This is a genomic window from Pedobacter lithocola, from assembly GCF_042650845.1.
Taxonomy (GTDB): Bacteria; Bacteroidota; Bacteroidia; order Sphingobacteriales; family Sphingobacteriaceae; genus Pedobacter; species Pedobacter lithocola.
The window spans coordinates 754,364-768,132 of the sequence record NZ_JBHSBW010000011.1; the positions used below are offsets into that span (position 1 = coordinate 754,364).

Annotated in this window: 14 protein-coding genes; 6 read left to right on the forward strand and 8 right to left on the reverse strand. The window is 36.4% G+C overall.

Going from position 1 to position 13,769, the window contains the following annotated elements; genetic code table 11:
• Positions 1 to 33: 33 nt before the first annotated feature.
• The 6 genes from ACFOWA_RS13710 to pdxA all read right to left on the reverse strand — a co-directional run bounded on the left by ACFOWA_RS13710 (position 34) and on the right by pdxA (position 5,093).
• A complete protein-coding gene (locus ACFOWA_RS13710; protein WP_378986026.1) occupies positions 34 to 1,029 on the reverse strand; it encodes a beta-ketoacyl-ACP synthase III in 996 nt (331 codons plus the stop codon).
• Between the two features lie 17 nt (positions 1,030 to 1,046).
• Entirely contained in the window at positions 1,047 to 1,985 is a 939-nt protein-coding gene (gene plsX / locus ACFOWA_RS13715) for a phosphate acyltransferase PlsX (RefSeq protein ID WP_378986027.1), read from the reverse strand.
• Positions 1,986 to 2,086: 101 nt separating this feature from the next.
• Positions 2,087 to 2,278, reverse strand: a complete 192-nt coding sequence (gene rpmF / locus ACFOWA_RS13720; protein WP_025143959.1) for a 50S ribosomal protein L32 — start codon at positions 2,276 to 2,278, stop codon at positions 2,087 to 2,089.
• A gap of 15 nt (positions 2,279 to 2,293) precedes the next feature.
• The gene (locus ACFOWA_RS13725; protein WP_378986029.1) at positions 2,294 to 2,824 is read right to left on the reverse strand and encodes a YceD family protein; all 531 of its coding nucleotides are present in this window, start codon (positions 2,822 to 2,824) and stop codon (positions 2,294 to 2,296) included.
• Between the two features lie 112 nt (positions 2,825 to 2,936).
• Positions 2,937 to 3,773: a sulfurtransferase gene (locus ACFOWA_RS13730; RefSeq protein ID WP_378986031.1), complete on the reverse strand. Its 837-nt coding sequence runs from the start codon at positions 3,771 to 3,773 to the stop codon at positions 2,937 to 2,939.
• Between the two features lie 240 nt (positions 3,774 to 4,013).
• On the reverse strand, positions 4,014 to 5,093 hold the full coding sequence (gene pdxA / locus ACFOWA_RS13735) for a 4-hydroxythreonine-4-phosphate dehydrogenase PdxA (protein WP_378986033.1): 1,080 nt from the start codon (positions 5,091 to 5,093) through the stop codon (positions 4,014 to 4,016).
• Between the two features lie 158 nt (positions 5,094 to 5,251).
• On the opposite strand from pdxA, the gene rsmA reads away from it, so the two are divergent.
• Complete coding sequence (gene rsmA / locus ACFOWA_RS13740; protein WP_378986035.1) at positions 5,252 to 6,034, forward strand: 16S rRNA (adenine(1518)-N(6)/adenine(1519)-N(6))-dimethyltransferase RsmA; 783 nt, start codon at positions 5,252 to 5,254, stop codon at positions 6,032 to 6,034.
• A 244-nt stretch (positions 6,035 to 6,278) separates the two neighbouring features.
• Entirely contained in the window at positions 6,279 to 6,878 is a 600-nt protein-coding gene (locus ACFOWA_RS13745; protein ID WP_378986037.1) for a thioredoxin family protein, read from the forward strand.
• On the opposite strand, the gene ACFOWA_RS13750 is transcribed toward ACFOWA_RS13745, so the two are convergent.
• On the reverse strand, positions 6,867 to 7,904 hold the full coding sequence (locus ACFOWA_RS13750) for a serine hydrolase domain-containing protein (RefSeq protein ID WP_378986039.1): 1,038 nt from the start codon (positions 7,902 to 7,904) through the stop codon (positions 6,867 to 6,869). The two genes, ACFOWA_RS13745 and ACFOWA_RS13750, sit on opposite strands and share 12 nt — an antisense overlap.
• 1 nt (position 7,905) lies before the next feature.
• Complete coding sequence (locus tag ACFOWA_RS13755; RefSeq protein WP_378986041.1) at positions 7,906 to 8,187, reverse strand: ATP-dependent Clp protease adaptor ClpS; 282 nt, start codon at positions 8,185 to 8,187, stop codon at positions 7,906 to 7,908.
• A gap of 121 nt (positions 8,188 to 8,308) precedes the next feature.
• Between ACFOWA_RS13755 and ACFOWA_RS13760 the strand changes: the two genes are divergently transcribed.
• From ACFOWA_RS13760 to ACFOWA_RS13775, 4 genes are all read left to right on the forward strand, one after another.
• The gene (locus tag ACFOWA_RS13760; protein WP_378986043.1) at positions 8,309 to 9,355 is read left to right on the forward strand and encodes a 3-oxoacyl-ACP synthase III family protein; all 1,047 of its coding nucleotides are present in this window, start codon (positions 8,309 to 8,311) and stop codon (positions 9,353 to 9,355) included.
• A 95-nt stretch (positions 9,356 to 9,450) separates the two neighbouring features.
• The gene (locus ACFOWA_RS13765; protein ID WP_378986045.1) at positions 9,451 to 11,019 is read left to right on the forward strand and encodes a DUF1800 domain-containing protein; all 1,569 of its coding nucleotides are present in this window, start codon (positions 9,451 to 9,453) and stop codon (positions 11,017 to 11,019) included.
• Positions 11,016 to 12,602 (forward strand): DUF1501 domain-containing protein, encoded by a 1,587-nt coding sequence (locus ACFOWA_RS13770; protein ID WP_378986047.1) that lies wholly within the window; start codon positions 11,016 to 11,018, stop codon positions 12,600 to 12,602. The genes ACFOWA_RS13765 and ACFOWA_RS13770 overlap by 4 nt, the downstream gene beginning before the upstream one ends.
• 174 nt (positions 12,603 to 12,776) lie before the next feature.
• Positions 12,777 to 13,730, forward strand: coding sequence for a Smr/MutS family protein (locus ACFOWA_RS13775; protein ID WP_378986049.1), 954 nt, complete (start codon positions 12,777 to 12,779; stop codon positions 13,728 to 13,730).
• The last annotated feature ends 39 nt before the right edge of the window (positions 13,731 to 13,769 follow it).

Consider the following 13,769-nt stretch of genomic DNA (forward strand, 5'->3'; position numbering starts at 1 on the left):
CAAACACCAACAAACTAAAATAGAAACAACCAACTAACTATTGTAAGCCCATTTAAGGTAAATAGAACCCCAGGTAAATCCACCTCCAAAAGCAGCTAAAATAATATTATCGCCTTTTTTTAGTTGACTTTCCCATTCCCATAAACATAAAGGGATAGTACCATTTGTGGTGTTTCCGTAGCGCTCAATATTTATCATCACTTTATCGGTACTTACACCCATGCGGTTTGCCGTAGCATCGATGATTCGTTTGTTGGCTTGGTGCGGCACTAACCATGCAACATCATCGGCTTTCAATCCGTTGCGTTCCATAATTTCGGCTGCAACATCTGCCATATTAGTTACCGCAAATTTAAATACAACTGGTCCTTCTTGATGCGCGTAATGTAATCTTGCATCAACACTTTCGTGTGTAGCAGGAATAACTGAGCCACCGGCTTTCATGCCTAAGAAATCTCTTCCTGAACCATCAGTTCTTAAAATTGAATCTAAAACACCCAGTCCTTCCTCATTTGGTTCTAATAAAGCACAGCCACAGCCATCACCAAAAATAATGCAAGTTGTGCGGTCTTCGTAATTTATGATTGATGACATTTTATCGCCACCTACAACCAACACTTTTTTATGTCTTCCAGATTCTATGAATGACGCTCCTGTAGATAAGCCGAAAATAAAACCAGAACATGCTGCCTGTAAATCGTAACCCCAGGCATTTATTGCACCAATTTTATCTGCTAAAACATTTGCGGTTGCCGGAAAAGTAAAATCGGGGGTGGTTGTACAGAAAATAATTAATTCAATTTCCTTCGCGTCAATTCCTCTTTTTTTAAGTAAACCATTTACAGCATGAACTGCCATATCTGATGTCCCTAATCCTTCTCCTTTTAAAATTCTACGTTCTTTAATTCCCGTTCTGCTGGTTATCCATTCATCCGAAGTTTCAACCATGGTTTCTAACTCTGCGTTTGTAAGCACATAGTCGGGGACGTAACCATTTACTGCGGTAATTGCAGCGTGAATTTTACTCATTTTAAATATTTTATAAATTATTTAAATGCCATTCTAATTTTTTCTACCAATCCGGTAGTAATCATTTCTCGGGATTGGAGAACCATATTTTTTACAGCACGTGGACTTGAAATTCCATGTCCGATAACTACTGGAGCATTAACACCTAAAACCGGACTGCCGCCATATTGCTCATAGTTAAAACGGTCGAAAAATTCATCTTTCATCCCCTTTTTAACCGTTAATACATAAAATGATTCTGCTAATTTAAGCACTACATTTCCTGTAAAACCGTCGCATACAATTACATCAGCCTTCTCATTAAATAAATCTCTACCTTCTACGTTGCCCACAAAGTTGAATAAATTTGTTTCTTTCATTAAAGGAAAAGTAGCCATACTTAGCATATTGCCTTTTTCATCTTCCTCGCCTATATTTAGTAACGCTACTTTTGGCGAATTTATTTGCCATAAGTTTTCTGCATATAAGCTGCCTAGAACACCAAATTGAAGTAAAATATCGGGCTTGCAATCTGCATTTGCACCAACATCAAGCAATAAGCCTGTGCCACCTTTAATTTTTGGAAGTATGGTACATAAACATGGGCGAATGATGCCAGGAATTGTTTTAACGCTAAAAACTGCGCCAACTAGCATTGCGCCAGAATTACCTGCGCTGGCAAAAGAATCGATTTTTCCTTCTTTTAAAAGGCTAAAACCAACAGCAATGCTCGAATTTGGTTTTTGAACAATTGCTTTTGTGGGATGTTCGCCCATACCAATAACTTCATCAGTATGAACGTATTCAAAATGATCCGGATTAAAACCCTCTTCTGTAAGAATTGGTTTAATCAGTTCGGTATCGCCGATAAGAACTAAATGTTCACCAGCGTTTAGCGATTGATGAGCTGCTATTGCTCCTAAAACAATTGCTTTAGGAGCATAGTCTCCGCCCATTATGTCGAGGCCTATTTTCATAGAAAAAATCTGTCTGTGTTAGTTTTAGGTTTATCCTAAAATTTTCAGTTGACTAAGGTATGACTAAAGCCGCTGAAAACACAAACAATTTTTTAAGAAAATTACCCGATTTGAGTATTTTCGATAACCAATTTACCGTTATAGTATAGGTTACCATCAACGTTGTAAGCACGGTGAGGTACGTGGATAGCACCTGTTGCTGAGCATGTTGCTAAAGAAGGAGTTACTGCTTTATAGTGCGTTCTTCTTTTATTTTTTCTCTGTTTCGAGATTTTCCGTTTTGGATGTGCCATTGGTGTATAATCTAATTATTTTTTTAACTTATTAAGTGCTTCCCAACGTGGGTCGCTATTTTGTTTATTTTCTTCTGCTTGCTTATCGATGGATAGTTGCTCCAATCGCTCAATCATTTCCTGGTCGCAATCTTTACCTGCTTGCTCGCAGTTTTTAATATATGGCACTGCTACGTTAATCATTTCGTATAGCGGACCTGATATATCAATTGCGGTTTCTTTTCTGCTTAATGAAATAATTTCATCATCGTCGCTTTCTAAATCATCACCAGCAAATTTTACAATCTGTCTTTCGTACAAATTTATTGGTAATGGAAATTCAGATAAGCATTTATCGCAATCTAAATTTACGGTGCCAATAACTTTAAATCTTAACAGCAACATGGTCTCCTGTTTATCAAGTTCCAGGTCAACCTTTAAATTACCGCTTTTAATTAATGAGTACTCGAAAGCATTAAAAAAGGTGTCATCAAGCTCATATTCAAACTGATGGATTCCCAATTTTAATCCGGTAAACGGTACTGAAAATTGTTTTAGCGGGTTCAAAGTACTATAAAATTTTAGCCTGCAAATGTAGGGATAAATAAATTAGATAAAAAATGTTTTTTATAAATTGTTATCTGTTAAAAAGCTGTAATTCTTTTAAAATCTCATGGATTTAATTTTTTAGAACCATTTCCTTTTCATTTCTACTCCATTCGCTCCATGAGCCAACGTAAAGTTTTGGAATTTCCAATCCAGCATAATCCATAGCTAAAAGCGTGTGGCAAGCTGTAATACCAGAGCCACAATGAACAATTACGTTTTCAGGTTTAATTTTTCCTAACGCGGAAGTATATTTTTCTTTTAAAATTTCTGAGGGCAAAAACCGTCCTTCTGCGTCAAGATTTTCGGTAAATGGAATATTTATTGCACCCGGAATATGCCCTGCAATTAAATCAATTGGCTCTGTTAGGCCGGCATAACGGTTTGCATCTCGAACATCAACAACTAAATAATCATCTGTTTTGGCAATTTTTTCAACTTCGTGGATATTTGATAACGGTAAGTTCCAATCTTGCACATCGTATTTTTCGACTGATTTAGGTGTTTCAATTTTGCTTGTTGTTGGGAAGCCAGCCTTTACTGCAGCCTGAAAACCACCATCAATTACCCGAATTTTTTGATGCCCAATTGCTTTTAGCATCCACCATAATCTAGCTGCCGCATTTCCGCCATTTTTATCATCGTAAACAATTACATAAGTATTTTTGGTGATTCCAAATTTTTGTAAAACAGCAGAGAATTGTTCGGCAGTTGGTAATGGGTGTCGACCACCAATAGCAAAATCGCTAATATTTGCTAGGTCCTCGTTAACATCTGCAAATAATGCTCCGACTAAATGTTGTGAATCATATCTTGCTTTTGAACCAGCACTGGCATCAATAATAACAATCTCTTCATCCTGATTTAGCCAGGCTAACTCTTCCGGTTTTATAATTGGTGATAATATCATCTCTTTATAAATTTCTTATTGGTTTCAATACTAATGAAATCATTTTATTTTGAAATTAAGTTTAATGCAAAACTTTAACAAAAATAAACCTGATTGGACGAAAAGCCCCAATTCTTCATTGGGCTTGTAGGGAAAGCAGGACTACAGAAACCGATAAAAATAGAACCTTGCTTTACAAAAACGTATTTTAAGAATGGTAATTATCTTTATGTTTTACTTCAAACATTCACACCCTCAGCCTTATGAAGCATCATCCTTAATGTCGAATTGTGTTTCTACCACTTTACCGCCTCCGCGTAATTGGTTGCTGAGCAATTCTTCTTGCTCTCTGCGGTTTTTAACAATATGTATGGCTGCAAATAGTGCTTCGGTAAACGATGTAGAATCTGCTAAATCTTTACCTGCAATATCATAACCCGTTCCATGGTCGGGAGAGGTGCGTACAAACTTTAAGCCAGCTGTATAATTAACGCCATTATGAAAAGCCAAAGTTTTAAATGGAATTAAGCCTTGGTCGTGGTACATGGCTAAAACAGCATCGAACTTTTTATAGCTACCGTTGCCAAAAAAGCCATCCGCGGGGTACGGACCAAAGCAAATAACGCCTCTATCATAAGCTTCTTGTATTGCTGGAGCAATAATTTCTGCCTCCTCGGTGCCTAATAAGCCATTATCGCTAGCATGAGGATTTAAGCCTAAAACCGCTATTTTTGGTTTCTCAATCCAGAAATCCTTTTTTAAACTTTCGTTAATCAATCGGATTTTGTTAACAATTTTTTCTTTTGTAATTGCTGCCGGAACAGCTGACACAGGAATATGACCGGTAACTACACCAACGCGTAAGCTTTCGCTAATTAAAAACATCAGCACATCTTTACTGCCACATTTTTCTTGTAAATATTCGGTATGACCAGGAAAAGAAAAATTTTCTGACTGGATATTGTGCTTATTAATTGGTGCCGTAACAAGGGCATCAATATCGCCGTTTACCAAATCGACAGTTGCTCTTTCTAAAGATAAAAGCGCATATTTTCCGCCTGTTTCTGTAACCTGGCCAAGTTCAATTTTAACATCTTCTTCCCAGCAATTAATCATGTTTGCTTTTTTAAGCTGCGCTTGATTTGCGTGATTAATTACGTTAAAACTAAAGTCGCCAAGATTATTTGCTTTTCTATGAAAAGACGAAACTTTTGTATGACCATAAACAATTGGTGTACAATAATTTAAGATAGCCGGATTAGATAATGTTTTAATAATTACCTCTAAACCTATGCCATTTACATCGCCTATACTAATACCAATTTTAAGTTTATTGCTCATAATTAATGGAAAATTTTAGCGCAAATTACTGATTTTTGTTTAAAGACTTTAAAAAAAATGAAACCGCAAAGAACACTAAGTTATTTGCAAAGAAATATTAAGCCTATCTTTGATACATAATTTAATTTTAAAAGTCCTGATTTATCGGGATTCGGGGTATGAGTTTAGTAAAAGCGAAAAAACATTTAGGTCAGCATTTTTTAACCGATAAAGGCATTGCTAAACGCATTGTAGAAAGCTTGGTAAGTACCGATAAATATAACCAAGTTTTAGAAGTAGGGCCAGGAATGGGGATTTTATCTGATTTTTTGTTGCAACGCGAAGATTTACAAACTTATCTTATTGATATCGACACGGAATCGTTCCATTTTCTGAATGAAAGGTACCCGCAGCTTGGCGATAAATTAATAAATGGAGATTTTCTTAAATTAAGTTTTGATGATATTTTTCCAGATAAGTTTGCCATCATTGGTAATTTCCCATACAACATTTCGTCGCAAATTTTATTTAAGATTTTAGATAATCGCAATAAGGTTGTAGAAATGGTGGGTATGTTTCAAAAAGAAGTTGCCCAACGATGTGCTTCGCCTTCGGGAACAAAAGAGTATGGAATTTTAAGTGTGTTTTTACAGGCGTATTATAAAATCGAATACCTTTTTACCGTAAAACCAGGTACTTTTAATCCACCACCTAAAGTTCATTCTGCAATTATCCGTTTAACAAGAAATGAAATTGAGGCTCTAGATTGTGATGAGAAATTGTTTTGGCGTGTTGTAAAAGCTGGCTTTAATCAAAGAAGAAAAACCTTGCGAAACGCACTTTCGGCAGTTATGCCAAGAGATAAAATGGATAATCATATTTATTTTGAGAAGAGAGCAGAACAATTAACTGTTGAAGCTTTTGTAGAACTGACAAAGCATGTGAGTTCTTTAACAATTTAATTTTTTGAAAAGCAGGTTTCGCAGCTTTTAGGTTACAGCAGCTCCGCTTTACATTTCAAGTCCTCGCTACGCTCTGGGCTTTCCATTTCAATCGGGTTTAGAAACTTACACAGAGTGCATATGGTACAGATTAAAAGTTAGTTGACTTATTAATAGTCGAATATTTTCATTTATATACTTCTTGCAAATCAATGATTATTTTGATTGATTTTCTCCTTTTCTTTGCGCTATAATTTTAATTATCATGATTAATTACAACGAAATTTTTAACGAGCAAGGAATGGATTATTTAACATACCGTGCTTTGATAGATAAACTTTTGTTAGAAGGAAAAGCTACAGGCGATGTAACTTACGATTTGCACTACACAAAAATGAATGTGCAAAGAATGAGTCGTGTTGATAAAACGATAAGCTTAACCAATGAGTTAACATCAACTGTTGAGCATCTTAAAGAGAATTATAAGTTTTTAGTAATTACCGAAGGTTGGTGTGGTGATGCTGCCCAGATTGTTCCTGTAATTAATAAAATTGCAACAGCATCTTTGGGTAAAATTGATTTAAAATTTGTACTTCGTGATAAAAATCTGCCTTTGATTGATGCTCATTTAACAAATGGCGGTAGGGCGATTCCTGTTCTTTTAGTTTTGAATGAAACTGGTGATAAAGTTTTGGCAACTTGGGCACCAAGACCACAGGTTTTGCAAGAACTTTTAAAGGAATGGCGAAAGGAAACTACTGAAATGACAATCTTATCAGAAAAACTTCATGGCTGGTACGCAAAAGATAAAACGCAAAGTACTCAGCAGGAATTAAATCAGCTTTTGAAAGGGTTAATTGCCTAACCAGCTTGCTGCTGGCCAGTTTTTTGTATCAAAGAAATGAGATAGCACTGGCTTCATAATTTTCAATCCGTTGGCGCTATTTGTGAAACATACCAATATTTCATCTTTTTCAGGATTGATCATAAAAAAATTTTGAAAATCGCCATTATCACCCCAATGCCAAAGCATTTTTCCTAATTCATTTTCTTGGATGCCAATGCCCAAGCCCCAAAATAAACTTTTTGCTGAAGGTTTAGGTTCTTTTGCGTCGTAAACAGCAACTGAATCTGAAAGTAAATTTGATAGATATTTATGGCAAAAAGCGTTCAAAAAAGTCTGGTAATCGGAAGCCGTTGTTAAAAGTGAAAAAGCTGCATTTGGTAAAAAGAATGGCACTCGCTGTGTTTGTTCTGATTTGTCATCATGTCCGAAAGCAGCAACAGATTCAAATTCCTCCTTCCAGATGAACGAAGAGTTGTTCATCACTAATGGCTTAAATACCATCTCCTCTGCAATTTGCTCTAAATCCTTCTTTAAAATATTTTGTATTGCCAACTGCAGAAAAACAAAACCTTCGCCAGAATATTTCCAGTAGGTTCCGGGCTCAAAACTAGTACTTAACGGAGATGTTGCCCAAGATTTCTTCAACGGATTTTCCGTCCAGTTTGGTAGTCCGCTCGTATGCATTAAAACCATTCTTGCAGTAATCATTTTAGCTGCAGAATCATTTTTTATTCTCGGATATTCATAATAAGAGATTAGCGGTTTATCTAAATCGATTTGCTTTTTATTAGCCAATTCTAAACAGATGTAAGCTAAAACAACTTTACTTAATGAAGCAGCTTGAAAGATAGTTTTTGATGTAACTTTTTGTTTGGTTTCACTATCTGAAAAACCAGCAATAATAGTTGTGATTTTTCCTTTTTTAGAATAACTGATTTGTAAACCAGTTACACTTGAATCTGCTAATAATTTATCAGCAAATGATTGTGCGTTTGTTTTCTGAACGATAAAAGAGAATATCAAAAAACAAATAACTCGTTGCATTCTAATCAACCGTAACACTTAACCCTTCTTGCTGCAAAATTTTTCTATAAACTTCCATTTCGGTAAATGAACCTTCCAAAACCGGGCATTTACCGTCATTATGAACTTTCCAGGCAATTTTTTCAGATTGAGATTCGTTATAATCCAAATACTTCATCATACAATATATAACGTGTTCAAAAGTATTTACATCATCATTCCACAAAATAAGGCGATGTACGGTTTTTAGAGAAGTTAAAATTTCTTCGAGCGTAAAGGTCTCTTCTTTGGTTTCTGTAGACATGGCGCAAAAATAAACATTAGTATCAAGTATTTAGTATCAAGTATCAAGATTTTGTTCTAACATGAATAATAATACCTTCGCTGATAAATGATTAACTTTGATTAACCAAATTATAATAAACATGCACCAATCCAAAATTGCAGGAATCGGATATTACGTTCCGAAAAATGTATATACCAACAATGATTTAAGTCGCTTTATGGAAACCAGCGATGAATGGATCCAGGAACGTACCGGAATTAAAGAACGCCGATTTGCAGATAGATACGAAGAAACGACTACAACAATGGGCATCGAAGCTTCAAAAATTGCGATAGAAAGAGCAGGAATAACAGCTAAAGATGTTGATTTTATTGTGTTTGCAACTTTAAGTCCTGATTATTATTTTCCGGGTTGTGGTGTGTTATTGCAACGCGAAATGGGTATGGGCGAAATTGGTGCATTGGATATTCGCAATCAATGTTCAGGCTTTGTTTATGCATTATCTGTGGCAGATCAGTTTGTTAAAACTGGCATGTATAAAAACGTTTTGGTTGTTGGTAGCGAAAAACACTCTTTCGCAATGGATTTTGAAACCCGAAGCAGAAACGTATCTGTAATTTTTGGCGATGGAGCCGGAGCTGTGGTTTTACAACCAACTGATGAACCGGGCAAAGGCATTTTGAGTACGCATTTGCATAGCGATGGTGCTGATGCAGAAATATTGGCCATGTACTATCCCGGTTCTCATGCAAATAAATGGATGAAAGATAAACCTGCCTTTCCAGATCAGGAATTGGGAGGTTTGTTTATGACGCCTGAAATTTTAGCAAGTGGTGCTGCATTACCTTATATGGATGGGCCATCGGTTTTTAAAAAAGCAGTTGTAAAATTCCCCGAAGTAATTAAGGAAGCTTTGGCTGCAAATAATTTAACAGAAAAAGATATAGATATGTTGGTGCCGCACCAGGCAAATCTAAGAATCAGCCAATATGTACAGCAATTGCTTGGTTTAAAGGATGACCAGGTATTTAACAACATTCAAAAATATGGTAATACAACAGCTGCATCTGTACCAATCGCATTATGCGAAGCTTGGGAAGCGGGCAAAATTAAAGATGGTGATTTAGTTTGTTTGGCGGCTTTTGGTTCAGGCTTTACCTGGGCAAGTGCGCTTATACGTTGGTAAATTCCATTTTAGTATGTAATTTTTGATATTTCGTGTAAAATAACTGTAATTCAACAAGATAATGTTTAGTTTTATTTCGTCCCTACAGTTACTATATGGCAATAAACGTTTACTCAGGAAATTTCGGGTCTAAAGAATTAAATCATTTATTGAAACGCACTTTATTTGGCGCCAAAAGAAATGATATTAACACACTTGTGGGTCAATCGGTAACGCAGGTTGTCGATTTGCTTTTAAAAGATTTGCCACTTCCAAATCCTCCAATTAATAACTATAATGATACAGGTTACACCGATGCGAATGTTCCAGCAGGGCAAACCTGGGTAAATGCAATTTATACTGATGGAACAGCTAATAGTCGTCGCGTCGCTTCCTTTAAATCTTGGTGGTTAACGCAAATGCTTAATCAACCGATTTCGCTCAGGGAGAAAATGGCGCTATTTTGGCACAATCATTTTGCCACCGAAGCTGATACCGTTGATGATGCGAGATATATTTACAAGCACAATAATTTACTACGCAGCCTTGCTTTTGGCAATTTTAAAACACTAGTCAAACAAGTAACCATCGACCCAGCAATGGTTCGTTATTTAAATGGTTATGCAAGTACAAAATCGGCACCTGATGAGAATTACAGCCGAGAATTACAGGAGCTTTTCACCGTTGGAAAAGGTCCTGATTCTAAATATACCGAAGCAGATGTAAAAGCTGCTGCTCGCTTATTAACAGGTTATAAGTTAGATGGTGTAGCAATAAATACAGTTTTTGATGCCAACAGGCACGATGCTACCGACAAACAATTTTCATCATTTTATGGCAGTAAATTAATTAAAGGAAGAACAGGTGCCGATGGAGCAAAAGAGGTAGATGATTTACTCGACATGATTTTTACACAGGTTGAAGTTAGCAAATACATTTGCCGAAGGCTTTACCGCTTTTTTGTGTATTACGATATTACTTCAGATGTTGAATCGAATATTATAATTCCATTAGCCGAAATCTTTCGAAATGCAAACTACGAGATTAAACCTGTTTTAAAAGCCTTGCTCACCAGTAGCCATTTCTTTTTACCGCAAAATCGATCTTGTAATATTAAATCGCCAGTAGACTTTGTAGTTGGGTTGGCCAGAGAATTCGAAATCGTTTTTCCGGATGCTTCTGATTATGTGAATGTTTATTACATGAGTGATTATTTACGAAGTACAGCGTCGAATTTGCAGCAAAACCTTGGCGATCCGCCCAATGTATCTGGCTGGCCTGCATATTATCAGGTACCTCAGTTTTATGAACTTTGGATTAACTCGGATACATTGCCTAAAAGAAATATTTTTACCGATAGATTTATCAGTACAGGCTATACTAGAAATGGGAAGAAAATAGTAATCGACCCGATAGCGTACACAGCAAAATTTAGTAAGCCCGAAGATCCAAATCTGTTGGTTGATGAAGCCATTGCGCATTTGTACACCATTGATGTAAGTGCAGAGGTTAAAAAGTTTTTGAAAAGCATCCTTCTAAGTAATCAGGTTACGGATAACTACTGGACTACCGCCTGGTTGGATTATAAAGCAGCACCAACAACCATGAAAACTACCATCGTGCAAACCCGATTACAAGAGTTTTATAAATACATCATGAACCTTGAAGAATATCAGCTATCATGAAAAGGCGTGACTTTTTAACCAAGGCAATGCCGGCAGGAGTGGTAATTCCTTCATTACTGGGTGGTTTTTCACTAAAAGCTTTTGGTGCGTCGAGTTTGCTATCTGCAATAACTGCCGCTAATCAGGAAACTGATCATGTGTTGGTTATTATTCAATTAAATGGAGGAAACGACGGGTTGAACATGATTCTACCGTTAGATCAATACGATAATTTAACATTAGCCCGTCCAAATATTATCCTTCCAAAAAACAAAATTATAAAACTATCTGGCTACAATACGGGCATTCATCCTGCTATGGCGGGCTTGGCAAGTTTGTATGATAATGGTAAAGTTCAGGTTGTTCAATCTGTTGGTTATCCTCAGCCAAATTTTAGTCATTTTAGGGCTACTGACATTTGGCTTTCTGCATCAGATTCTGACCAAGTTGTTGATAGTGGTTGGGCAGGAAGATATCTGGCAGAAGAATATACCAACTTCCCGATTGGGTATCCGAATTCGGTAATGCCCGATCCTTTAGCCATTCAAATTGGTTCTTTTATTTCACCTGCGTTTCAAGGTCCATCTGTAAATATGGGTATGGCGATTTCTGATCCGGTAAACTTTTACAATCTGATAAATGGGATACAATCTCCTGCACCAAATTCTAATGCAGGTAAGGAGCTAACTTATGTAAGGCAAGTTGCGCAACAAACCCAGCAGTATGCTTCAGTTATAAAAACTGCTGCGGGCAAAGTTACCAAGCAGGGCACGTATCCAAGCAACAACTCGCTAGCCGACCAACTAAAAGTTGTAGCTCGTTTGGTTGGCGGTGGTTTAAAAACCAGGCTTTACATGGTTAATATAGGTTCTTTTGATACCCATGCATCGCAAGTAAATACTGGTGCAAACGAAACAGGAACCCATGCGGTTTTACTACAAAAGGTAAGCGATGCCATTAAAGCTTTTATGGATGATTTGAAAGGTTTAGGTGCTGCTAAAAGAGTTGCCGGAATGACTTTTTCTGAATTCGGCAGACGGATAAAATCTAATGCCAGTAACGGAACCGACCATGGTGCTGCGGCTCCGCTAATCGTTTTTGGAGATGCCATACAAGGTGGTGTTTTAGGAAAAAACCCAACAATTTCTGCCACAACATCTGTTAACGATAATATTCCGATGCAATATGATTTTAGGTCGGTTTATGCCACATTGTTAGAGAAATGGTTTTGCGTAGATAAAGCTACCTTATCTGGCGTAATGCTTAAAGATTTCCAATCATTACCACTTATACAGGCTGGTACAAATTGTATGTCGACCAGTTTGGCACAGGCAAATCATTTAAGCGGCGAAAGTTTAATATCAAATTATCCGAATCCTTTTTCCACCTCTACAACAATAAAATATTCTTCAAAAGGTGGCCATGTTTTAATACAAGTTTTTAATACCATGGGCAGATTAATTACGACCGTTGTTGATGCCGTAAAAGAAGAAGGGAATTATAATATCACTTTCGAAAATCAAAACTATTCACCAGGGGTTTATTACGCCCGACTTCAAAATGGCGAGTTGCAACAGGTTAGAAATATGCTCATCGTAGCCTAATCTAAAAATCGGTACCTTTGGTGAAATGATGAGATGGGTCATAATCGAACTATCATTAAATTTTGTTACGCTGAGCTTGATTAAACGCTTTAAAAAATAGTTTTACAAGTCTTTCGGCAGGCATAGGATGATATTCGTATTTATGATACAAGCTCTTAATTTAATATTTTTAAGATGAAATTTAAGCTGGGTGATTTTGTGCGTTTTGTTGATGAAAAACGTGAAGGCTATGTAACCAAGGTTATTGATGCGCAAACGTTGGGTGTTACCGATGAAGATGGATTTGAAATTCCGGTAGCCATCAGCAATTTAACTTCTGTTCATGGTCATGGTGTTATTGCCGAAGAAATTGATGTGCCAAAGCCTATTCAGGTAAATGTTGCAAGTGTAGGTAAATTAGAAAATGGAATTTACCTAGCTGTGGCAACAGATGATAAAGCAGGAAATGTAGTGCATTTTCACTTGCTCAATCAATCGGCAAATGTACTTTTAACCACACTTACTACAGTGCGTAAAGACAAATATGAGGGCTCATTTTATGGAGTTTTAGAGGCATATCAACCTAAACTGGTTTATTCTGCTTCACTTGCCGATTTAGATATATGGCCGGAATTTACTTTTCAGGTTTTGTTATTTAGCAAAGCTGATGTAAAACCTGCTGAACCTTTAGTAATTAACAAGAAATTTAGAGCGAAGGATTTTTCAATTGAGCAAAAAGAATTGCCACAATTAAAAAACAAAGGCTGGTTAATTCGTTTAGATGAATTACCTTCTGTTACCATAGATGCCCAAAAATTAAAAGAAAGCTTTTTCAAATCGCCTGCTGAAAAGAAAACTGTTGATGCTCCATCAAAAGAGATTGATTTACACATAGAAAAACTTCGTGACGACCATCACTTTTTAGAAGCTGATGAAATGTTGCAAATTCAATTATCTCATTTCCAAAATGCATTAGATGCTGCGGTTGTTCACCATTTCGATAAAATGATTTTTATCCATGGTTCTGGAAATGGAACTTTAAGAGATAAAATTCATAAACTGATAAGTAAAAACCCTCACATTAAAACCTATATGGATGCTAGGAAAGAAAAGTTTGGTTATGGTGCTACGGAAGTAGTTTTTAAATAATGTTCTAATTACAGAAAGCAATTTATGAAATAACTTTGG